Origin of the sequence: Pseudomonas sp. EA_5y_Pfl2_R50 (assembly GCF_963970475.1) — a bacterium.
GTDB lineage: Bacteria > Pseudomonadota > Gammaproteobacteria > Pseudomonadales > Pseudomonadaceae > Aquipseudomonas.
Genome location: NZ_CAXAPT010000007.1, coordinates 245541 through 267143 on the forward strand (window position 1 = coordinate 245541; position 21603 = coordinate 267143).

Sequence of the window (21603 nt, forward strand, 5' to 3'; positions counted from 1 at the left end):
TGTGTCGAGCATTATTTCCGTGAGCACCCACTACGAGGTTACTGATCATGGTTGGCATTCATCACGCTCCGTCCCTGTTGAATTGGCTGGTGATTCTGGCCTCGATGCTCAGCGTCGAGCTGACCAGCGCAGCCGTGCGTTGCGAGCGCAACTTGGTGGCCAACGTCGTCGCCTTCGATCAGCCGCTGATGTTCAATCGCCTCGGTGCGCAGAACATCAACGGCATGATGTTCGCCTTGCGCCGCGACGTGGTAGATGATCACAACCTGTCGTTGGCCCAAGGTGGCTCAGCGGTGCCGGGCAAAGTCTCGTTGCGTCCGGACAAGCGGCCACGGCCATTGGTCTTGCGTGTGGCGGCGGGAGACTGCCTGACCATCAATCTGCAGAACCTGCTCGCTTATCAGGCCAACCCGAATCATCACTCGCCTGAAGGTGGTGACGAAGAGGGCGAAGAACAGGAAGGTCTGGCAAACGCCAACGGCGGTGAGTCTTTCAAGGCCGACGAACAAGTCGCTGACCGCCACGTCGGCTTCCAGGTCAACGGCCTGCAAGCGGTCAACAGCATCGACGATATCGCCTCGTTCACCGGGCGCAACGGCAACAGCCTGATCGCCCCCGGCGCCAGTCGTTCCTACACCTTGTTCGCCGAGCGCGAAGGTGCGTTCGACGTCAGTAGCCGTGGCGCTACCTTCGGTGGCGAGGGCGCGGCCGGCAACAACGCCAATGGCTTGTTCGCTCAAGTGGTCGTCGTGCCGAAGGCCGGCCGCACGTATCGCAACACGCTCACCGAAGAAGAAATGCGCCTGGCCAGCACCGGCCGTACTCCCGCCGGACATCCCATCGTCGATTACCAGGCACGCTATCCACAGCGCGAACCGTGGATACGTGAAGGCAAGGCTGGCACGCCGATCATCAACATGGTCGATGGCAACGAAATCATCTCGAGCGAAAGTGACGCAATCGTCATGGGCAGCAACGCCGACGGCAGTTTTCCGGCGATTACCTATCCATTGGAATCCATCGGCAAACGCAACCCGGCGCTGCCGAACCGGCTGGAACCGTTCCGCGATTTCGCCGCGCAGTTCCAGGACGAAACCGCCGTCACCCAAGCGTTCCCGGCGTACTTTGCCGACCCGGTGATGGCCCACGTGCTGGAGCCGACCCGCGACTCGTTCATGATCAACTACGGCTCCGGCGGCATGGGCGCCGAGGTCATCGCCAACCGTCTCGGCGTCGGGCCGATGCACGATTGCCTGTCCTGTGCCTATGAAGAGTTCTTCCTCAGCTCGCACACCGTCGGCGACGTCGCGATGCTGGTGGACGTGCCGGCCAACACGGGGCTGGAAGGCATCGCCCCGGGCCAGACGCCGCGCGCCGATCAGGTGGGTGTGAAAGCGACCATGGCCCTGTATCCGTCGGAGCCGTCGAACGTCAACCACAGCTACATCGGTGACTTCGTCAAATTTCGCAACACCCACAACGGCTACGAGCACCACATTTTCCACCTGCACGGTCATCAATGGCTGTTCAACCCCAACGACGACAACTCCGATTACGTCGACGCCCAAGGCATCGGCCCGGGCGCCGGTTACACCTACGAAATCGCCAACGGCGGTTCGGGCAACCGCAACCGTGTGGCCGGCGATGCGATTTTCCACTGCCATTTCTACCCGCACTTCGCCCAAGGCATGTGGGCCATGTGGCGCGTGCACGATGTGTTTGAAGAAGGCACGCCGTTGGAGGTTTCCCAGCAAGGCGCCGACGGTTATCACACCGAACCGTTTGCCCTGCGCAGCGGCAAACCGGCGGCGGGCGCACGGGCCTTGCCCGACGGCGAAATCGTCGCCGGCACACCGATTCCGGCCATCGTGCCTCTGCCCGGCAAAGCCATGGCGCCGATGCCTGGCAAAGTCGTGGTGGTGCCGAAAATCGGCGACACCCTGGTCGCTGGCAATGATGATGACGATGATGAAGAAGAGGGCGACGACGGCGAACACCACGGCGGCCATGCCGGCCCACAAGCCATCGGCTCACTCGCGTTGGTTGATCGCAGCGAAGCCAACCGCAACGCCGACGGCAGCCTGAAAAACCCCGGCTATCCATTCTGGATCGGCGGCATGGAAAGTTCGGTCGGTCAGCGTCCGCCAACCCCGCCGCTGGACATGCTCGACGCCGCCACCGCGCAATCGCTCAAGGCCAGCGGCAAAGCGTTGTGGGCCAACCTCGACCCGGCGCAATCCGGCGGTTGGGATGGCGGCTTGCAGCGCCATGCACTGGATGGAGTCTCTGCCGGGGGCGAGGCTGAAACCGTGACGACTTCGCTGGATTTTTCCAAGCAGGTCACTCGGGCCAAACCGATTTACCTGCCGGAAGAGGGCACCGAAGTCGAACAGGCGGCGATGGCGTTCCACGCGAAAAAAGACCACCCAAGCTATGCCCTGCTGCCCGGCAACCAAGTGGTGGCCAAGGCGTTCCGTACCAACGGTGCCTTGCCGATGGCTGGCGCGCCGTACTACGAACCGTGCATGGATGATCGGCAAAAACGCCTGACCAGCAGCGCCGGCACCGGTGAGTTCGCCAGCGGCGAGCGCCTCGACGGCATGTCCTTTGTCGGCGCTTCGACCTTCACCGCCGACCGGCCACGGGTCTACAAGGCCGCCAATATTCAGTTTGACGCGGTGTACAACAAAGTCGGCTATCACTTCCCGCAGGCGCGCATTCTGGCGCTGTGGGAAGACGCCTGGCCGGTCATCACCAAGCAGCGTCCGCCAGAGCCACTGGTGATGCGCATGAACACCTTCGATTGCGTGCAATACCAGCAAACCAACCTGGTGCCGGCCACCTACGAGATGGACGACTATCAGGTGCGCACGCCGACCGACGTGATCGGTCAGCACATCCACCTGCCAAAGTGGGACCTGACCGCTGCCGATGGTTCCTCCAACGGCTGGAACTACGAGGACGGCGTGCTCTCGCCCGGCGCCGTGCAGGAACGTGTGCATGCGATTCGCGAGTTCAACCAGTGCGAAGACACCGACCCGCGCGACGGCACTCAGGCCTGCCCGAAAGCCAGGAACCATCCGTTCTTCGGTCAATATGGCCGGGCCGATTGGGTCGGTGCGCGCACGGCGATGCAGCGCTGGTTTGTCGATCCGGTGGTCAACGCCAAAGGCGTCGATCGCGGCCTCGGCACGATCTTCACCCACGACCACCTCGGCCCATCGACTCACCAGCAGATTGGTCTGTACGCCACCGTGTTGGCCGAGCCAGCCGGTTCGACCTGGTTCCACGCCGAAACCGGCGAGCCGCTTTACAGCGGCGCGCGCCAGGACGGCGGGCCGACCTCATGGCAGGCCGTGATCAACACCGGCGACCTGGATGGCGACGGCAAGAACGACACCTTCCGCGAGTTCTTCCTCGAATACAGCGACTTCCAGCACGCCTATGAAGCCGGGGTATATGTCGGCGCCGGGCCTAACGGCGTGCCGAATGCGCAAGCGTTCCCGGCCACCGCCGACAGCTTCCGATACGCGATCAACCCGCCGGTGCGCAACAACGCCGACAACTTGCTCGAAGCGGTGATCGAGGCCCGTGGCGGGATCAAGCCGGGCTGTCCAAGCCGTCCATGTCCGCAGGCGATCTCGGTGGATGACCCGGGCATGTTCGTCGTCAACTATCGCAACGAGCCGCTGGCGCTGCGCGTGTACGACCCGAACAAAGTCGCCCCGGACGGCAAGCGCGGCATGCAGGCCGACGGCCTCGGCGGTGATCTGGCTTACGCCATGCACAGCCGCACGGATCGGGCGATCCCGGCGATGAACCTGGCCCCGAACCTGATCACTTCGGCCACCGGCCCAACCGGCGGCACCACGCTGTTCCCGCCGCACATCAACAAGGGCGGTGCCGAACCGGGCGATCCGTTCACGCCGATGCTGCGTACCTACACTGGCGACAACGTGCGGTTGCGGGTACATGCCGGAGGCCACGAAGAGGAGCACAACGTCACCCTGCACGGTGTGAAATGGCTGCAGAGCGGCTCCGGTTTCGGCAACAGCTCCAACTCGGGCTGGCGCGCCTCGCAAATGGTCGGGATTTCCGAGCAGATGGGCTTCATCGCGCCGGTGTCGATGCTCTCCAGTTCGGCGGCAACCACGGGCGACTATCTGTACTCGATGGACGCCTCGATTGAAGGCTACTGGAACGGCATCTGGGGTGTGATGCGCAACTACACCGCGCAACGCAGCGACCTGTTCGCGCTGCCGAACAACCCGAAACCGGCGGGCATGCGCAACACCGTGGCGTTCGAGGGCAGCTGCCCACGCTACAGCGCCAACCCCAACGGCATCGGCACCCGGCCGACGGTGCAGCGCAACTATGAAGTGGTTGCTGCGCTGGCCAACGACATTCTGGGCAATTCTCTGGGGCTGGCGATGGGGGATCCGGCCGGGCTCGGCCAACACGTCGGCGGCGCCTTGAACCCGGCGGGTGGCACGCTGGTGTACAACTCGCGGGCAGTGAGCATTCCGCAGGTCACGGTGACCGATCCCGAGGACGGCGAAACCCTGACCATTGGCGGTCAGAGCGGACCGATTCACGACCCGACCGCTGTGCTGTACGTGCGTAAAGCTGATCTCGATCCGCTCACTGGCAAGCTCAAGGCAGGCATTCCGGTCGAGCCGCTGGTACTGCGCGCCGCAGCCGGGGATTGCATCAACATCACCCTGGAAAACCGTCTGCCGAGCGTGATGCCGGATCTGGCGCAGACCGCGATTCTGCAAGGGCTGGTCAAACGTGATCGCAACGGTGGCGACGGCTCAACGACGTTCAACAACAACCTGTTGCGGCCGTCCAGCCATGTCGGTCTGCATGCGCAGCTGCTGGCGTATGACATCACCAAATCCGACGGCGTCAACGTCGGCGCCAACCCGATCCAGACCGTGCCACCGCGTGTCGGCAGCACCGGTGCGTACCCGACCCGTACTTATCAGTACTACGCCGGGCACCTGGAGCGTGAAGGCAAACCGGTGACGCAACTGGGGCGCAGCGTCGACAACATCAACGCCACGGCGGTGGAGTTCGGCGGGCTGAATTTCACCCCGGCGGACGTGATCAAGCAGCCGCAAAAAGGCTTGGGCGGGGCGATGAGCATTCTGCCAATTGGCGCGACCTGGGTTGAAGATGCACGCAAGGTTTCCGCCACGGTCACGGCGGCGGGGCAGACGACTTATCGTGACTTTGCGATGGTCTGGCAGAAAGCCCTGAATCTGCGCTGGGCCAATGGTCGGCCCGTGGAAGGCATTGCGTCTGAAGGCATGGGCGTGCCGAACGATCCGAAGGACAACGCCGGCATGGCCATCAACTTCAAGGCCGAGCCGATGTGGTACCGCTTCGGCCTCGCCCCGGACGCACCTTTTGGCCGCGCCGATGGCCATGGCTACGGCGACGTGCCGAACGCGCACATGGCCTACAGCAACGCGCTGATCGGTGGCGACCCGCAAACGCCGGTGTTCTATGCCAAACCGGGGCAGCCGTTCCGCACGCACGTCCTGATGCCGAGCGGTGGCAGCCGTGGCTCGACCTTCCAGCTCGACGGGCATCTGTGGTCGGTCAACCCGTTCCAGTCAGAGAAGAGCGACCTCGGTGGCTACCCGTTGAGCACGCCGGGGGTGGGCTCGATCAAGTACGGCTACAACCCGATGTCGATGTATATCGGCGCCAGGGAAAGCGTGCTGCCAGCGGCGCACTTCAGCTTCATGTTGCCGAGTGCCGGCGGCAGCAACGCAATACCGGGTGACTACCTGTTCCGCGACAACGCCTCGTTCGGCAACACCGCCGGGTTGTGGGGCTTGCTGCGGGTGACCAACGAACCGGAACCGGCGCCGCAGGGGCAGTAGCCACAATGACAATGCCCCCGGTGGATACACATCCTGTGGGAGCGACTCGGTTTGTGAGGGTGAGGCTGAAGACGCCTTCGCGAGCAAGCCCGCTCCCACAGGGTCGGCGGTGGGCAGTGATGGCGCGGGATGATGCAGATCCGTTGTGGGAGCGGGCTTGCTCGCCAAGAGGCTGGCACACGCGAGAGGCGTGGTGGCTGACAGATTGCTTTCGCGAGCAGGCTCGCTCCCACGGGGGCGGTGTGTTTGCCAGATGAAGAGATAGGGGAGTGCTAGATGAACAGGATCATCAACATCATCGGTATTTGTACGCTGGCCATGGCCGGGGCGGTGCTGACGCTGAGTGAGATTGTGCTGGCGCAAACCGCGGGTGAGCAGACGCTGAAGCGCGACGGCGTGGCGGTGGATTTCAACCTGAAGTCGCTGGCCGCTGACGGCAAGCTGCGCGAAGGCGAATTAGCCGATGTGCAGTTCCGTATCAGCGACAGCGCTTCCGGTCAGCCGTTGTCCGGCGTGGCTCCGGGGGCCTGGGTCGATCCGCAAACCCTCGCCGCCGACCAGGCCCAGGGCCGCGACAAGAGCTGCAAATCCCGGGTCGGCGTGTTCCTCAAATCCAACATCGGCGCGCGTCCGTTGCTCGACCTCAACGGCTATTTCCTGCTGGTGATGAACCGCGACGCCAGCGTCTCGGTGGTCGATCCCTCGGTCTCGGTCGGCGGCATCACCAGCACTCTGGCGCGGATCGAACTCAAGCAAGCGCCGATGGACTGGGTGACCCCCAAAGACAACAAACGCGTATTCGTCTCGATGCCAACGGCGGGCGAAATCGCCGTCATCGACAGCGAGCAATTCAAAGTCATCGACTCGATCAGCGCCGGCAGCCAACCGTTTCGCGTGGCCCTGCAACCGGACGAACGCTTGCTCTGGGTCGGCAACAACGCGAGCAAAACCGAGCAATCCGGCGTCACCGTGATCGACACCCAAAGCCTCAAGCCCCTCAAATATTTGCCGACCGGGCGCGGCCACCACGAAATCAGCTTCAGCAAGGACAGCCGCTTCGCCTTCGTCAGCAACCGTGACGATGGCACGTTGAGCGTGGTCGACATCGCCCGACTGAGCATCGTCCAGCAGATCAAAACCGGCTCCCACCCGTTGTCAGTCGCTTATTCAGCACTGTCGGGCGCGGTCTATGTGGCCGATGGCAAGGACGGCAGCGTGACGGTCATCGACGGCAGCACCCACGCCATCCGCCGGGTGATCAAGCTGCAACAAGGTCTCGGCCCCATGGGCTTCAGTGCCGATGGCCGCTTCGGCGTGGTGCTCAACACCGTGGAAAACCGCGCCACCGTCATCGACGCCGCCACCAACACCGCAATCCATGATCTGGACGTCAGCGCCGAACCCTACCAAGTGGTGTTCACCCAGGCCTACGCCTACATCCGCGGACTCGCTTCACCGAAAGTCACCATGATCAACCTGTCGTCCCTCGGCGAAGGCCGCCAGCCGATCAGCCAAGGCTTCGAAGCCGGCCCGCAAGCGCCGCGCCTGGCCGGGGATCTGCCGCTGGCCTCAAGCCTCGCGGTGTCACGCGATGACAACGCGGTGTTTGTGGTCAATCCGGTCGACAACACCACCTACTTCTACGCCGAAGGCATGAACGCGCCGATGTCCGGTTACCCCAACCGTGGCCAGATCGCCCGTGCCGCGCTGGTCGTCGACCGCAGCCTGCGCGAAGTCTCGCCGGGGATTTACAGCGCGCGGGTGAAATTGCCGGCGGCGGGGCGCTTCGACGTGGCGTTCCTGCTCAACCAGCCGAACATCATTCATTGCTTCACCGCGCAGATCGATCCTGACGGTAAACAGCCAAAACACCTCGGCCAGCCGAAAGTCGAGTTCCTCCTCGACAAGACTGCGGTAGCGCTCAACGACCCCTACGTCGTGCGCTTCCGCATCGTTCAGGGCAAGGACAAAACCCAGCGCAGCGGCGTCAAAGATGTGCAACTGCGCTATTACCTCGCGCCCACTTCACACCCCCGCCAAGTGGCGGCACTGGAAGTCGCCGACGGTGTGTACGAAGCCCCGATTTCTCTCGACCGCAGCGGCGCCTGGTATCTGCACGTGCGCGCGGCGTCGCTGGGTGCCAGTTTCGATGACAAGACCTTTGCCAGTGTTCGGGTAATCCCCGGCCAGTCCCGTTGAAGAGGAGTTTCGACATGAACCGATTTGCATCCAGTGGCCTGCTGACCCTGTGTCTGTTGAGCGTCGGCATCCAACTCGCCCAGGCCCATTCAGCGGATGAACACGCCGGGCACAAAGCCCCGGCCAGCAATACGCAGGAACATGCTCAGGTGAAGTTCGCCAACGTGCCGCTGCTTGACCAGACCGGCAAAACCGTGCGCCTCGAACAAGACCTGGTGCAGGGCAAAATCGTCGTCATGAGCTTCATCTACACCAGTTGCACCACGGTCTGCCCGGTGGTGTCGTCGATCATGGGCAAGGTGCAGAAACAGCTCGGCGCGCGGGTTGGCGACGAAGTGCAGCTGGTGTCGATCAGTATCGACCCGCAGCGCGACGACCCGAAACGCTTGCAGGATTACGCCCGCACGTTCCAGCGCGGCCCCGGCTGGAGCTGGCTGACCGGGACGCCGCAATCGATCACTGAAACCCTGAAAGGCCTCGGCAGTTTCAGCGGTGACTTCAAGAGTCACCAACCGCTGATTCTCGTCGGCGACGGCAACAGTCGCCACTGGACGCGCTACTACGGCTTCACCGACCCGGCGCTGCTGGCCAAGGAAGTCGAGAAACTCAGCGGCCTGCGCACCCACGCCAAGCACACCGCCATCGCCATGGAGCAACAGCCATGAGAACGCTCGACTGGATCTCCCTGAGCGTGTGTTTCTGGGTCTTCAGCAGCGTGGCGCTGGCCCACGAAGGCCATGCCCCTGAGGCACCTGCGGCGGTTGCTGCCGCCCCGGCCACAGGCACCCATGACGCGAAAACCTGGTTCACCGACACGCCGTTGCAGGATCAGAACGGCGAAACCCTGCGCTTCTACAGCGATGCCCTGCAAAACCGCATCGTTCTGCTCAACGTGATCTTCACCAGTTGCAACGATGCCTGCCCGCTGATCACGCAAAAGCTCAAGGAAGTCCGCGAGCTGCTGGGTGACAAGGCCGACGAGATCACCTTCATTTCCCTTACCAGTGACCCGCTGCGCGACACGCCGGCGGTGCTCAAGGCTTACACCTTGAAGCAGGGTTCCGATGACCCTCATTGGCTTTTTCTTACCGGCGACAAAGCGCAGATGGACCTGGTGCTGAGCCGAATCGGCCAGATCGTGCCGACGCCCGAGCAGCACTCCACGCAGTTGATCGTCGGCGATGTCGCCAATAAACGCTGGAGCAAAATCCGTCCCGATGCCCCGGCCGCCGCCATTGCCCAGCGTTTGCAGTTGCTGACAATGCCCGTGGCCGGTCGCTGAGCCCGCGCCATGCAAGGCTGCCGCGTCCTCGCCCTGATCCTGCTCGCAGGCCTCAGCCTTGGCGCGAGTGCTGCGCCGCTGACCCCGGAAGAGGCGGCGGGCAAGCGCTTGTATCGCCAAGGCCTGTCGGCCAGCGGCGAAGCGATCATGGCGCGAGTCGGCGCGGCGGATGTGCTGCTGCCGGCGACCAGCCTGCCATGCGCCAACTGCCATGGCGCCGATGGCCTCGGGCGACCCGAAGGCGGGGTGCGTCCGCCGCCGCTGAACTGGGCGCGACTGACCAGCACCTACGGCCAGCAACAGGTCAACGGCCGCAGCTATCCGGCGTATACCGAGCGCAGTCTGGCGACCGTCATCGAGCAGGGCCGCGACCCCGGCCACAATCGTCTCGACCCGAGCATGCCGCGCTTTGTGCTGTCGATGAAGGATCAGCGCAACCTCACCGCGTACCTCAAACGCCTGGCCGATGACCGCGACCCCGGCCTTGACGCCGAGACCTTGCACCTCGGCACGCTGTTGCCCAGCCAAGGGCCATTGGCCGAGGAGGGGATGACCATCGCCGCGGTGCTCAACGGCAGCGTGGCGCGGATCAATCAGGCGGGCGGTATTCATGGTCGGCAGTTGCGCTTGACGGTGATTGATCCCGGCCCGGATAGCGCCAGTGCCGAGCTGGCCTTGCAGCGTTTGATCGAACAGGAACAGGTGTTCGCCCTGATCGCTCCGCTGGCACCGGCCCTCAACGACCAACTGGTTCCGCGCCTGGAACAGGCCGGCGTGCCGCTGATCGGGGCCTTGTCGTTACTCGGCTCGGTGCAGGCCAGCCCGCAGATTTTCGAGCCGTTGCCGGGCTTGCGCGAGCAACTGATTGCCTTGGCCGACTACGCCACGGCCAGCCTGCGCGTGCTGCAAGGGCCGACGCTGATTGCCTATCCCGATGACCCCGCGCAAGCCCAGGCGGCGCAGAAGCTCGGCGAGTATCTGCAGGGTCACGGCTGGCAGAAAGTTCATCTGCAAGCCTACGACCCGGCGGCGGAGGCGCTGCCGCTGGGCTCGCGTTCGGTGTTTTACATGGGCAGCGGCGGCGGTTTCAGTCGCCTGGCGACCCGGCTGCAAAGTGCCGGCCAAGTCCCTTACCTGTTCGCCGCGTCGAGCCAGGTGGCCGGGGACTTGCTGCAAATGCCGGACGGATTTTCCCGGCGGGTGTTTCTCGCTTATCCATTTGTGCCCAGCGACTGGACGCAGACCGGGCGCATGGCCCTGACACTGCTACGCGAAGGCCAAGGCCTCGGCGCCCAGCACGCGGTGCTGCAAGTCGGCGCCTATGCCTCGATGCTGCTGCTCAGCGAAGGCATGAAACAGGCCGGCCGTGATGCCAGCCGCGAAAAACTGGTGGCGGCACTCGAAGGCCTGCACGACTTCGACACCGGCCTGACCCCACGTCTGAGTTTCGGCCCCGGTCGACGCCTGGGGTTGAGCGGCGCGCACGTGGTCACCGTGGAGTTGCCCGACCAGCGTTTCTATCTGGTCGCGCCTTATAAACCGGTTGTTGCCAGCCCTTGAACGGAGAGCCCGATCATGAAACTCACAACGCTGCTGTGGCTGCTGATCGGCTGGCTGCCGCTGACGTGGGCCAATAACGAACCGGCCGTGGCGCGGGTCAATGGCGAGGAAATCTCCGGGTTTCGCTTCGAGCGTTTCTTCGTCGAATACCTGGAAGATCAGGGCCGCGCCGTGGCGAGCATTCGCAATCCCAAAGCCTATAAACAGCTGCGCCAGGCGGCGCTGCAAACCCTGATCGACAAGGAATTGCTCTGGCAGGAATCGCAAAAACGCGGCGTGCAGATCGACGAGCAGGTGGTGCTTGCGCAAGTCGAGCAGACCCGCAGCGCGATCGGCGGCACCGACAAGTTCCTGCGTCGCTTGCAGGATGCCGGTTTCGACGAGGCGTCTTTCACCGAATACACCCGCCGTGAACTGGCCGCGCAACAAACGTTCGCCGCGTTGATTCGGGCGAACACGCTGCAGCCCCGGCACCTGCTGATCCGCGTGCCGTTGCAGGCGGACGCCGCCAAAGTGGCGGCGGCGCGTCTACGCTTGATACAGATGCGCGCCTCGATCATCAGCGGCGCGATGTTTGCCAGCCAACCGGTGCGGTCACCGTTCGGCTGGCATGTGATTTATTTGCCGAACCACTTGGAGGCCGTCGATGTCCCAGATTTGCAGGGGCTGGACACAGTCAGGACGCAACTCGCCCGACAACAACAGACCCAGGCTCGTCGTCAGGTGCTCGCGCAATTACGGGTGCAGAACAGGATCGAACGAATTGACGACGACTGAAGGTTCCCCCCCAATAGTGGGGAATGGCTTCGATGTCCATTCAGGTGCTTCCCCGTTTCTGGGGGACGGGGTGCCGGGACGAGCGGGCATTGTCATTAATTTCAAGGACATGAAGACATAAAGTTACCGGCGCTCAGCCTGGCATGAAGTGTGCGTTACCCCTGGTAAGGCGCACTCTCAGGGCGGGGTCATCGGACCTGCTGTTTCAAGGAGTCGACCTTGGTTAACAAAGTACTGGTTGTCGAAGACGAGCAGCTGCTTGCACAAAACCTTCAGGATTATCTGTCGGCGCAAGGGCTGGACGTCCGGATTGCACATGACGGAGCGACGGCTATCGGTTTGGCCGAAACCTTTGCCCCCGACGTGCTGGTGTTCGATTACCGCTTGCCTGATATGGAAGGCTTTGAGGTGCTCGACGCAGTCCGCCAGAACAGGACGTGCCATTTTGTGCTGATAACGGGTCACCCGACCGCCGAAGTCTGTGAGCGGGCGCGGCAACTGCAAGTCAGCCACATCCTGTTCAAACCGTTTCCATTGGCGGAACTGGCCCGAGCTGTCTGCGACCTTCTGGGCATCAAGCGCGAAGCGAAACCCGGCGCGAGCCCTTCCGAAGGGTTTGTCGAACGACGCCAGAGCAGGACCGAGAGCTTCCCGTTGCAGTTGTACGATGGCAGTTGGGTGTTGGCGGATCGGCGACGACAGTCGCAATCCATGGCGCCGGACGACGATCAAATGCTCACCGGGGAGTAATGGCGCGATCAGACGTTCCGGCACTTGCCGCCAAGGTTTGCCGCGCCGACAGGGCTTTGAGCCCCGGTTGGAGAGCAAGCCATGGAACGTCTGTCCGTTGTCGTCGAACCGCTGCCGGCCGAAAGCGCACCGCATCGCTTTTCCAGTGAGCAGCTTGCCCAGGCCCGTGCGCGGGCCGCCACCTCTGGCGAACGCGTGCTTGAAGCCCTTGGCGTACTCTGTGAGCTGGCGCCGATGCCGTTCATTGTCACCCTCGGCGCGACCCTGCATTACCCGGTGCTCGACACCGACAGCCTGTTTCAAGCGACGCCGGTGTTCGACCGCGTCACCCTCGCACAATGCCTGAAACGTGAATTCATCCTGCTGCGCCACAACGACGAAGTCATCGGCGTGTTCGCCGACCCCTTCGACCCGGCGCGGCTGGCCTGGATCGACGATTGCCTGCATGGCGCGCCGCTGCATCTGGTGCACGCCGATGACCTCAAGGCCTATCTGGCCCGTCACGAAGAAAGCTTCCACGCCGTTGAATCGCTGAACGCCCAGGGCGACACCCACAGCGAAACCGACACCCTGCAAAGCCTGTCGCTGACCAGCATCAGCGAAGACGCGAGCAGCGTGGTGAAGCTGGTCAACTCGACCCTGTATGACGCGCTGAAAATGCACGCCAGCGACATCCACCTCGGCACCACCGGCAACGGTCTGGTGATCAAGTACCGCATCGACGGCGTGCTCAACAACATCAGCAAAGTCCAGGGCAACGAGTTCGCCGAGCAGGTGATTTCGCGGGTCAAGGTCATGGCTGAACTGGACATCGGCGAGAAACGCGTACCGCAGGACGGTCGCTTCAAGATCGGCATCAGCGGCCGCCAGATCGATTTTCGCGTATCGATCATGCCGAGCATCTTTGGCGAAGACGCGGTGCTGCGGGTGCTCGACAAACAGGATCTGGCCGACAAGGTCTGCGGTGTGCAATTGCAGGCGCTGGGCTTTGAAGACGAAACCCTGCGCCAGTTGCGTCGCCTCGCTGCCGAACCCTACGGCATGGTGCTGGTCACTGGCCCGACCGGCAGCGGCAAGACCACCACGCTGTACGCGATGATCACTGAGATCAATCACGGCGTGGACAAGATCATCACCATCGAAGACCCGGTCGAATACCAATTGCCGGGCGTGCTGCAAATCCCGGTCAACGAGAAAAAAGGCCTGACCTTCGCCCGTGGCCTGCGCTCGATCCTGCGCCACGACCCGGACAAGATCATGGTCGGCGAGATCCGCGACCCGGACACCGCGCAGATCGCCGTGCAGTCGGCGCTCACCGGTCACCTGGTGTTCACCACGATCCACGCCAACAACGTTTTCGACGTGATTGGCCGCTTCACCCAAATGGAAATCGACCCCTACAGCCTGGTTTCGGCGCTCAACGCGATTCTCGCCCAGCGCCTGATCCGGCTTGTGTGCGCCAGTTGCAGCGCACCGGTCAATCCGAGTGATGAAGAACTGCGCGCCTCGGGCCTCGATCCGCAGAAAGTCGACCACTACCACTTTGTCCACGGCAAGGGCTGCGGCCACTGCCGGGGCAGCGGTTATCGCGGGCGCACGGCGATTGCCGAGCTGCTGCACCTGGACGACGAACTGCGCCAGATGATCGTCGAGCGCCAACCGATCACCCAAATCAAAGCCCTGGCTTGCGCCCGTGGTTTGCGCTTGCTGCGCGAATCGGCGCTGGAGTTGGTGGAACAAGGTTGCACCACGCTGGAGGAGATCAATCGTGTCACTTTTATCGCGTGAGCGTTTTGTCGCCGTGCTCGGCGCCAGCGGTGTTGGCCTGGGGCAGCGGCGCGGTAGCGAGACCCTGTGGCTGGGCAGCGTCGGCTACATCGACGAAGGCTTCCAGAGCTACGCGGTGGCGCTGGACACCCTCGACTGCCTGCTCGGGGAACACGCCCGCGCCGGTGCCGAATTGAGCGTGGTCATCTCCGGGCACTTCAGTCGTTTCTGCCTGGTGCCATGGAGCGATCAGATCAGCAGCCCTGAAGAACTGCGCGGCTTTGCCCAGCTGTGTTTCGAAGACCTGTTCGGTGCGCCAACCCAGGCCTGGAATCTGGTGCTGTCCGCCGAACCGGCCGGTTACGACCGCATCGCCAGCGCCTTGCCGCAGGACTTGCTCGAACGCCTGCGCACGCTGGTCAAAGGTCGCGGTTTGCGTCTGCGCTCGGTGCAGCCGTACCTGATGGCCGCGTTCAACCTCTTCGACAAAAGCCTCGATGCCGGCGACTTTCTGTTCGTCGTGGCCGAGCCGCAACGCAGCGTGTTGTTGCTGGCGAGGGAAGGGCGTTGGGCGGGCGTGCGTTCGGTCGGCGGCAGTGACAGTGACGCGGCGCTCAGTGCATTGATCGGTCGCGAACGACAACTGCAGGCCTCGACCAGCGAGCGCGCCTTCAACGTTTATCTGCATGCGCCGGCGCGCCTTGATGCGCATCCGGAGGTGGCGGGGGTGCAACTGCGCACCCTTGAAGGTGCCTCGATGACCGTGCGTGACGGCTTGTACGTCATGTCCCGGGCGGTGGCCTGACATGCGCGCGCTCAATCTCGACTTCCAGCCGCGCCCACGTTCCGGCCCGTTGGGTTGGAGCCTGCTCGGCGCGGGTGTGCTGCTGGCGCTGCTGTGCTTGGGCGTGCAGCAGCACCTCGACGCGCACACCGAACAGCAACAAGGCCACCTGCAAACCACTCAGCGTCAACTCAGCGGTGACAGCGGCGCGAAAAGCACCCTGAGCCCGGCACAAACCCGCGAGCAAGCGCAGAACCTCGCCGAGATGCGCAAGGTCTCGCAGCAACTGCGCCGTCCGTGGGAACGCCTGTTCGCCATGCTCGAAGCGATGCCCCGCGATGACATCGCGCTGCTGACCCTGACCCCGGATGCGCGCAAAGGCCAGGTGCGCATCAGCGCTGAAGCGCGAGATCTGCAAGCGATGCTCGATTTCCACAAACGTCTGGAAGCCAGCGACGAGCTGTCCGACGTCTCGCTGCTGAGCCACGAAATCGTCGTCAAATCGCCGGAACAACCGGTGCAATTCAACCTGTCGGCGACCTGGGAGATGGGCGATGCGAATCCCTAGACTGATCGTCCACGAATACCTGCAAGGCCTCGGCATTCCGGGCCTCGCCGGACTGGCACTGGCGCTGGTGGCCGTGGCCTGGGCGCTCGGTGGCTTGCTGCCGGGCTGGCAATCGTTGCAGCAGTTGAGCCAGCAGACTCAGGAAGCCAGCGAGTACCTGGCCAAGGTTGAAGACGGCAGCATCGCGCCGCCGATGGTGCCGCAGCGTCAGCTCGACGACTTTCGCAACAAACTGCCGGCGCAACCGCAAGCCACTGTCGCCATCGACCGCATCTATGCCCTCGCAGCCCAGGAGCACATCACCCTGGCGCGCGGCGAATACGCCCTCGGCGTCGACCCGAAAACCCATCTGGCGCGCTATCAGATCCTGTTGCCCGTGCGCGGCAGCTATCCGCAACTGCGCCGCTTCGTGCACGCCTTGCTCGGCCAGTTACCGGCGGTGGTGGTGGAAGACCTTGAGTTGCAACGCAAGAAGATTGGCGACACCGACCTCAATGGCCGGATTCGTTTGACCCTTTTCCTGTCGAGGTCGTGATGAATACCAAGCGCGTGTCAGGCTGGGTAGCGTTCTTCGGCGTCGCTGCGGCACTGGCGTGGTTGCCGGCATATTTCTCGCCGAGCGAAGACGCCGATCCTAACGAAGTGGTGGTGGCCGCCCCGGCAAAAGCCGCCAGCCGTGGCGCGCTGCCGCCGGGCAATACCAAAGTCAAAAACACTTCGATCAAGGACTTGAGCCCGGCTGGCGATCTGTTCGCCGCCAAATCCTGGAAGGCCGCGCCGACTCTGGCCACGGTCACTGAACAAGCGATCAGCCCGGCCACAGTGGTGCAAGCCCCGAGCCTGCCACCGGTGCCGTTTCAGTTCGTCGGCAGGCTGCATGACCGCAGCGACCTGCAAGTGTTTTTGCAGAACGGCGAAAAGATCTACGTCGTGCGCAACGGGGATGTGATCGACGACACCTGGAAGATCACCGGCATTTCCGATCTGGAATTGAGCCTGGTTTACCTGCCTTTGCATTTGTCGCAGACCCTGTCTGTGGGGAGTACGCAATGAACCGTTCCCGTTTGCTGATGAGCCTGGGCCTGTGTGCCGGGCTGGCCGCCTGCAGTTCCGCACAAGTGGCCAACAAGGAAGCCGCCGACCTGATTGAACAGGGTCAGTACGAGGCGGGACTGGCCCGCATCGAGGAAGGCCTGCGCGAAAACCCTCGCGACACCGAATTGCACCTGCTGCTCAACAGTGGTCGGGCCAAGGCCATCACTGCGCTGCTGACTTCCGGTGATACCGACCGTTCACGCCGCGACTTTCCCTCGGCCCGCACTGCCTACAACCGCGTGCTGACCATCGAGCCGAACAACCGCCGCGCCCAGGATGCCCTGAAGCAATTGGACTACTTGCGCAGCATGGACGAGAAGCTCGAACTGGCCCGTGGCGACCTGCGTCGCGGTGACATCTACGGTGCCGATCGCCAGGTCAAACAGATCCTCGAACTCGACCCCAACAACGAAGGCGCGCTGGAGTTGCAAGGCAACATTCGTCTGGTGCAGAGCCGCAACGTGATTGCCTATCCGCAGTTGCGCACCAAACTCGACCGTCCAGTGACCCTGGAATTTCGCGACGCCAACCTGAAAACCATTTTTGAAGTGCTGTCGCAGGTCGCCGGGCTCAACTTCATCTTCGACAAAGACCTGCGCCCGGACATGAAAGCCACCATCTTCGTGCGTGACGTGCGCATCGAAGACGCCGTAACCCTGCTGCTGCAACAAAACCAGCTGCACCAGAAAGTGGTGAACGAAAACACCTTGCTGATCTACCCGGATTCGCCGCAGAAACTGAAGGATTACCAGGAGCTGGTGATGCGCACCTTCTACCTGACCAGCATCGACGCCAACACCGCGCTGAACATGGTCAAAACCATGCTCAAGACCCGCGACGTATTCGTCGACGAACGCCTCAACACCCTGACCATGCGCGACACCGAAGACGCCGTGCGCATGGCCGAGAAACTCCTCCAGTCGCAAGACCAGTCCAACCCGGAAGTGGTGCTTGAAGTGGAAGTGATGGAAGTCGCCACCCAGCGCATCCTCGACCTTGGCCTGCAATGGCCCAACACCTTCGGCGTGGTCAACAGCGACGGTTCGGCGGTGACCCTTCTCGATCAACTGAAAGGCATCAACTCCAGCCGGATCTCGATCTCGCCATCGCCGCAAGCCAAGATCAACGCCCAGGACAACGACATCAACACCCTGGCCAGCCCGGTGATTCGCGTCAGCAACCGCGAACAGGCGCGCATCCACATCGGTCAGCGCGTGCCGATCATCAGCGCCACGTCGGTGCCGTCGACTCAAGGCCCGGTGATCACCGAAAGCGTCACTTACCTGGACGTCGGTCTGAAGCTCGAAGTGCAACCGACCGTGCACCTGAACAACGAAGTGGCGATCAAGATTGCTCTGGAAGTGAGTAACGCCACACCGCTGGAGCCAACCCGCCAGGGCACGATCCCGGTGCAGGTCGATACCCGCAATGCGCAAACCTCGCTGCGCCTGCATGACGGCGAAACCCAGATCCTCGCCGGCCTGATGCGCAACGACCACGGCGCTACCGGCAACAAGATTCCGGGCCTGGGTGACATTCCCGGGCTGGGCCGCCTGTTCGGCAGCAACAAAGACACCGTCGGCAAATCGGAACTGGTGCTGTCGATCACCCCACGGATCGTGCGCAACCTGCCGTACCAGAGCCCTTCGGACATGGAGTTCTCCACCGGCACCGAAACCAGCATGCACATCCAGGCGCCTGATCGTTCGCAGAGCTATGCGATGCCGTCGCCTGCCGCGCAGCCGCGTGCCGTCGGTGAGTCGGCCGTGGCCACCACCCGTGTCACCGTCGAGAAGCCTTGATCATGAACACCTCCCAACGCGGTTTCACCCTGATCGAAGTCGTGGTGACGCTGGCCCTGATCGGCCTGTTGGCGAGCATGGCCGCGCCGCTGACCGAGACATTGGTGCGGCGTGGCAAGGAGCAGGAATTGCGCAACGCGCTGTATCAGATTCGCGATGCCATCGACGCCTACAAGCGCGCCTTCGATGCCGGTTACATCGAGAAGTCGCTGAACAGCAGCGGCTACCCGCCGAACCTGCAAGTGCTGGTCGAAGGTGTGCGCGACGTGCGCAGCGCCAAGGGCGCCAGGTTCTACTTTTTACGCCGCATCCCGCGCGACCCGCTGGTGCCGGCCAAACGTGACGATGAAGGGGGTTGGGGCGTGCGCGCCTACAACAGTTCGGCTCAGAACCCGCGCGATGGCGAAGACGTTTTCGACGTCTACTCCCACGCCCGGGGCAAGGGCCTCAACGGCATCGCCTACCGCGAGTGGTGAACCTCATGCGCCGGGAAAAAGGTTTTACCTTGCTGGAGCTGATGGTGGTGATGGCGATCATCGCCACGCTGATGACCATCGCGCTGCCGCGCTACTTCAACAGCCTCGAAGCGTCGAAGGAAACCACGTTGCGCCAGAGCCTGTCGGCGATGCGCGAGGCGCTGGATCACTTTTACGGCGACACCGGGCGCTACCCCGATTCCATCGAGCAACTGATCGAGCAACGTTACCTGCGCAACGCGCCACTCGATCCGATCACCGAACGCAAAGACCAATGGGTACTGATCGCGCCACCGGACGGTGTGGCGGGTGGCGTGGCCGACATCAAAAGCGGTGCTACCGGGAGGGCGCGTGATGGCAGCCAGTATTCCGAGTGGTAACCGCGCGCAGCAGGGTGGCTTCACTTACCTGGGCGTGCTGTTCCTGATTGCGGTGATGGGCATGGGCCTGGCCAGTGCCGGCGAGTTGTGGTCGACCGCTTCGCGCCGTGATCGTGAGCGCCAGTTGCTTTGGGTCGGTACCCAGTACGCCCAGGCGCTGCGCAGCTATTACCGCAGTTCGCCGGGGTTGGCGCAGTACCCGAAAGAGCTGGCGGATCTGCTTGAAGATCAGCGTTTTCCGGAGGCGAAGCATCATCTGCGTCAGCTCTATCCGGACCCGATCGGTCAGGGTGAATGGGAACTGCAACGTGGCTTCGACGGGCGCATCACCGGCCTCAACAGTCCTTCGACCGAGCTGCCGTTGAAACAGGCGGATTTCCCGACGCAGTGGTCGGATTTCGAAGGCATGCAGCGTTATTCGGACTGGCAGTTCGTCGCCGAAAAGGCCTTCCTCGACGGCGCCAATGGCCCGGCCAAAGGCCAGTCGAACCTGCCCCAGGCGTTGCAGCCATGACTCGCCAGTGGTGGTGCGCGCTGGTGCTCGCGGTGGCGGCGTGCTGCGCCCATGGCGGTGAAGAAGACGAAATGATGGGCTTCATCGTCGACGACACGATCTCGCACATCGGACACGACTTTTACTACTCGTTCAGTGAACGCCTGCGCGACACCAGCCCGATGGATTTCAACCTGGTGGTGCGCGAGCGCCCCGACGCGCGCTGGGGCAGCCTGGTGACCGTGGAATATCAGCAACGCCTGGTTTATCGGCGCTTCCTGCCGCCGAACACCGTGGAACTGAAGGACGAGGCCTACGCGGCCGCCGACTGGGTTCGACGCCAGGTTGTCCAGCGCAAGCTGGAGGCTCTGTTGCAGGACACCACCGACCTTGAGAAGGACGAACTATGAACACCACAACGTTCTCACGGCGCAGCGGATTCTGGATCTCGGGGTTGTTGATCGGGTTCGCCAGCGCTGCGGTTGTCCAGGCCACCGAGCTGGTCTACACGCCGGTCAACCCATCGTTCGGCGGCAACCCGCTCAACGGCACCTGGCTGCTCAACAACGCCCAGGCGCAAAACGACTACGACGATCCGGACATCCAGAGCCGCTCGACGGTGGCCGGCACGTCAGCGCTGGAGCGTTTTTCCAGTCAATTGCAATCGCGGCTGCTGGGGCAGTTGCTGGACAACATCTCCACCGGCAACACGGGGAGCCTGTCCACTGACACTTTTATCGTCAATGTCATCGACGACTCCGGGGCACTGAGCATTGAAGTGACCGACCGAGCGACCGGTGAGGTTTCGGAAATTCAGGTGAACGGCCTCAACCCATGACGGGCTGACGGTTCCGGGGAGAACGGACATGAAAAAGATCATCGCGCTAGGGCTGATGCTGGCGACATTACAAGGGTGCAGTCTGCGTGAGCCGATGCCGGCCGAGCAGGACACCGAAACCCCGACCCTGACCCCCAGGGCCTCGACCTACTACGACTTGCTGAAGATGCCGCGACCCAAGGGCCGCTTGATGGCGGTGGTGTACGGCTTCCGTGACCAGACCGGACAGTACAAACCGACCCCGGCGAGTTCGTTCTCCACCAGCGTGACCCAGGGCGCGGCGTCGATGTTGATGGACGCGATGCAGGCCAGTGGCTGGTTTGTGGTGCTGGAGCGGGAAGGGCTGCAGAACCTGTTGACCGAACGCAAGATCATTCGCGCCTCGCAGAAGAAGCCGAATACGCCGGTGAATATTCAGGGTGAGCTGCCACCGTTGCAGGCGGCGAACATGATGCTCGAGGGCGGGATCATCGCCTATGACACCAATGTGCGTAGCGGTGGGGAAGGGGCGCGGTATCTGGGGATCGATTTGCAGCGTGAGTATCGGGTGGATCAGGTGACCGTCAACTTGCGTGCGGTGGATGTGCGCAGTGGGCAGGTGTTGGCGAATGTCATGACCAGCAAGACGATTTATTCGGTGGCGCGCAGTGCGGGGATTTTCAAGTTTATCGAGTTCAAGAAGTTGCTCGAAGCTGAAGTGGGTTATACGACTAACGAGCCGGCGCAGTTGTGTGTGTTGTCGGCGATTGAGGCGGCGGTGGGGCATATGGTGGCGCAGGGGATTGAGCGGCGGTTGTGGCAGGTGGCGGGGGACGCTTCTGTGCCTGGGCAGGATGATGTGTTGAATCGGTATTTGACGCAGAACAAGATTGATCCTGAGGCGGAGTGAACGTGGCGGCTTTCGGGCCGACCAAGTTCTTTTGGTCGAAACCGGTTCA

19 protein-coding genes are annotated in these 21603 nt (G+C 62.9%); all 19 read left to right on the plus strand.

What is annotated here, in order from left to right; translation table 11 throughout:
- Nucleotides 1–47: 47 nt before the first annotated feature.
- The 19 genes from mnxG (at nt 48) to AACY19_RS14640 (ending at nt 21554) form a co-directional block, all read left to right on the plus strand.
- Nucleotides 48–5894 (plus strand): manganese-oxidizing multicopper oxidase MnxG, encoded by a 5847-nt coding sequence (gene mnxG / locus AACY19_RS14550; RefSeq protein WP_339451245.1) that lies wholly within the window; start codon nt 48–50, stop codon nt 5892–5894.
- A gap of 276 nt (nt 5895–6170) precedes the next feature.
- Entirely contained in the window at nt 6171–8093 is a 1923-nt protein-coding gene (locus tag AACY19_RS14555; RefSeq protein ID WP_339451247.1) for a YncE family protein, read from the plus strand.
- A 14-nt stretch (nt 8094–8107) separates the two neighbouring features.
- Nucleotides 8108–8758, plus strand: a complete 651-nt coding sequence (locus AACY19_RS14560) for an SCO family protein (RefSeq protein ID WP_339451249.1) — start codon at nt 8108–8110, stop codon at nt 8756–8758.
- Nucleotides 8755–9375, plus strand: a complete 621-nt coding sequence (locus tag AACY19_RS14565; protein ID WP_339451251.1) for an SCO family protein — start codon at nt 8755–8757, stop codon at nt 9373–9375. Before AACY19_RS14560 ends, AACY19_RS14565 begins: the two co-directional genes overlap by 4 nt.
- 9 nt (nt 9376–9384) lie before the next feature.
- Nucleotides 9385–10935 carry an ABC transporter substrate-binding protein gene (locus AACY19_RS14570; RefSeq protein WP_339451253.1) on the plus strand — a complete coding sequence of 517 codons (1551 nt, stop codon included), beginning with the start codon at nt 9385–9387 and terminating at the stop codon, nt 10933–10935.
- Between the two features lie 15 nt (nt 10936–10950).
- Nucleotides 10951–11712 (plus strand): SurA N-terminal domain-containing protein, encoded by a 762-nt coding sequence (locus AACY19_RS14575; RefSeq protein WP_339451255.1) that lies wholly within the window; start codon nt 10951–10953, stop codon nt 11710–11712.
- A 219-nt stretch (nt 11713–11931) separates the two neighbouring features.
- Nucleotides 11932–12462 (plus strand): response regulator, encoded by a 531-nt coding sequence (locus tag AACY19_RS14580; RefSeq protein ID WP_236431331.1) that lies wholly within the window; start codon nt 11932–11934, stop codon nt 12460–12462.
- 81 nt (nt 12463–12543) lie between these two features.
- Nucleotides 12544–14250 (plus strand): GspE/PulE family protein, encoded by a 1707-nt coding sequence (locus tag AACY19_RS14585; protein WP_339451258.1) that lies wholly within the window; start codon nt 12544–12546, stop codon nt 14248–14250.
- Nucleotides 14231–15034: a hypothetical protein gene (locus tag AACY19_RS14590; RefSeq protein ID WP_339451260.1), complete on the plus strand. Its 804-nt coding sequence runs from the start codon at nt 14231–14233 to the stop codon at nt 15032–15034. Before AACY19_RS14585 ends, AACY19_RS14590 begins: the two co-directional genes overlap by 20 nt.
- A gap of 1 nt (nt 15035) precedes the next feature.
- On the plus strand, nt 15036–15581 hold the full coding sequence (locus tag AACY19_RS14595; RefSeq protein WP_339451262.1) for a PilN domain-containing protein: 546 nt from the start codon (nt 15036–15038) through the stop codon (nt 15579–15581).
- Complete coding sequence (locus AACY19_RS14600) at nt 15568–16116, plus strand: GspMb/PilO family protein (RefSeq protein ID WP_339451264.1); 549 nt, start codon at nt 15568–15570, stop codon at nt 16114–16116. The genes AACY19_RS14595 and AACY19_RS14600 overlap by 14 nt, the downstream gene beginning before the upstream one ends.
- Complete coding sequence (locus AACY19_RS14605) at nt 16116–16634, plus strand: hypothetical protein (protein WP_339451266.1); 519 nt, start codon at nt 16116–16118, stop codon at nt 16632–16634. Before AACY19_RS14600 ends, AACY19_RS14605 begins: the two co-directional genes overlap by 1 nt.
- Entirely contained in the window at nt 16631–18478 is a 1848-nt protein-coding gene (locus AACY19_RS14610; protein WP_339451268.1) for a secretin N-terminal domain-containing protein, read from the plus strand. Before AACY19_RS14605 ends, AACY19_RS14610 begins: the two co-directional genes overlap by 4 nt.
- A 2-nt stretch (nt 18479–18480) precedes the next feature.
- Nucleotides 18481–18954 (plus strand): type II secretion system protein, encoded by a 474-nt coding sequence (locus tag AACY19_RS14615; protein ID WP_339451269.1) that lies wholly within the window; start codon nt 18481–18483, stop codon nt 18952–18954.
- A 5-nt stretch (nt 18955–18959) separates the two neighbouring features.
- On the plus strand, nt 18960–19334 hold the full coding sequence (locus tag AACY19_RS14620) for a type II secretion system protein (protein ID WP_007919395.1): 375 nt from the start codon (nt 18960–18962) through the stop codon (nt 19332–19334).
- Nucleotides 19309–19848: a type II secretion system protein gene (locus AACY19_RS14625; protein WP_339451273.1), complete on the plus strand. Its 540-nt coding sequence runs from the start codon at nt 19309–19311 to the stop codon at nt 19846–19848. Before AACY19_RS14620 ends, AACY19_RS14625 begins: the two co-directional genes overlap by 26 nt.
- Complete coding sequence (csgE, locus tag AACY19_RS14630; RefSeq protein ID WP_339451275.1) at nt 19845–20237, plus strand: curli production assembly/transport protein CsgE; 393 nt, start codon at nt 19845–19847, stop codon at nt 20235–20237. Before AACY19_RS14625 ends, csgE begins: the two co-directional genes overlap by 4 nt.
- Nucleotides 20234–20665, plus strand: a complete 432-nt coding sequence (locus AACY19_RS14635) for a curli assembly protein CsgF (protein WP_339451277.1) — start codon at nt 20234–20236, stop codon at nt 20663–20665. The genes csgE and AACY19_RS14635 overlap by 4 nt, the downstream gene beginning before the upstream one ends.
- Nucleotides 20666–20693: 28 nt before the next feature.
- Nucleotides 20694–21554 (plus strand): CsgG/HfaB family protein, encoded by an 861-nt coding sequence (locus AACY19_RS14640; protein ID WP_339451279.1) that lies wholly within the window; start codon nt 20694–20696, stop codon nt 21552–21554.
- Nucleotides 21555–21603: the final 49 nt, after the last annotated feature.

What these genes read in the sequence shown, in the direction of transcription:
- mnxG (WP_339451245.1), top strand. Translation starts at nt 48, where the DNA reads ATGGTTGGCATTCATCACGCTCCGTCCCTGTTGAATTGGCTGGTGATT.
- AACY19_RS14555 (WP_339451247.1), top strand. Translation starts at nt 6,171, where the DNA reads ATGAACAGGATCATCAACATCATCGGTATTTGTACGCTGGCCATGGCC.
- AACY19_RS14560 (WP_339451249.1), top strand. Translation starts at nt 8,108, where the DNA reads ATGAACCGATTTGCATCCAGTGGCCTGCTGACCCTGTGTCTGTTGAGC.
- AACY19_RS14565 (WP_339451251.1), top strand. Translation starts at nt 8,755, where the DNA reads ATGAGAACGCTCGACTGGATCTCCCTGAGCGTGTGTTTCTGGGTCTTC.
- AACY19_RS14570 (WP_339451253.1), top strand. Translation starts at nt 9,385, where the DNA reads ATGCAAGGCTGCCGCGTCCTCGCCCTGATCCTGCTCGCAGGCCTCAGC.
- AACY19_RS14575 (WP_339451255.1), top strand. Translation starts at nt 10,951, where the DNA reads ATGAAACTCACAACGCTGCTGTGGCTGCTGATCGGCTGGCTGCCGCTG.
- AACY19_RS14585 (WP_339451258.1), top strand. Translation starts at nt 12,544, where the DNA reads ATGGAACGTCTGTCCGTTGTCGTCGAACCGCTGCCGGCCGAAAGCGCA.
- AACY19_RS14595 (WP_339451262.1), top strand. Translation starts at nt 15,036, where the DNA reads ATGCGCGCGCTCAATCTCGACTTCCAGCCGCGCCCACGTTCCGGCCCG.
- AACY19_RS14600 (WP_339451264.1), top strand. Translation starts at nt 15,568, where the DNA reads ATGCGAATCCCTAGACTGATCGTCCACGAATACCTGCAAGGCCTCGGC.
- AACY19_RS14605 (WP_339451266.1), top strand. Translation starts at nt 16,116, where the DNA reads ATGAATACCAAGCGCGTGTCAGGCTGGGTAGCGTTCTTCGGCGTCGCT.
- AACY19_RS14610 (WP_339451268.1), top strand. Translation starts at nt 16,631, where the DNA reads ATGAACCGTTCCCGTTTGCTGATGAGCCTGGGCCTGTGTGCCGGGCTG.
- AACY19_RS14615 (WP_339451269.1), top strand. Translation starts at nt 18,481, where the DNA reads ATGAACACCTCCCAACGCGGTTTCACCCTGATCGAAGTCGTGGTGACG.
- AACY19_RS14620 (WP_007919395.1), top strand. Translation starts at nt 18,960, where the DNA reads ATGCGCCGGGAAAAAGGTTTTACCTTGCTGGAGCTGATGGTGGTGATG.
- AACY19_RS14625 (WP_339451273.1), top strand. Translation starts at nt 19,309, where the DNA reads ATGGCAGCCAGTATTCCGAGTGGTAACCGCGCGCAGCAGGGTGGCTTC.
- csgE (WP_339451275.1), top strand. Translation starts at nt 19,845, where the DNA reads ATGACTCGCCAGTGGTGGTGCGCGCTGGTGCTCGCGGTGGCGGCGTGC.
- AACY19_RS14635 (WP_339451277.1), top strand. Translation starts at nt 20,234, where the DNA reads ATGAACACCACAACGTTCTCACGGCGCAGCGGATTCTGGATCTCGGGG.
- AACY19_RS14640 (WP_339451279.1), top strand. Translation starts at nt 20,694, where the DNA reads ATGAAAAAGATCATCGCGCTAGGGCTGATGCTGGCGACATTACAAGGG.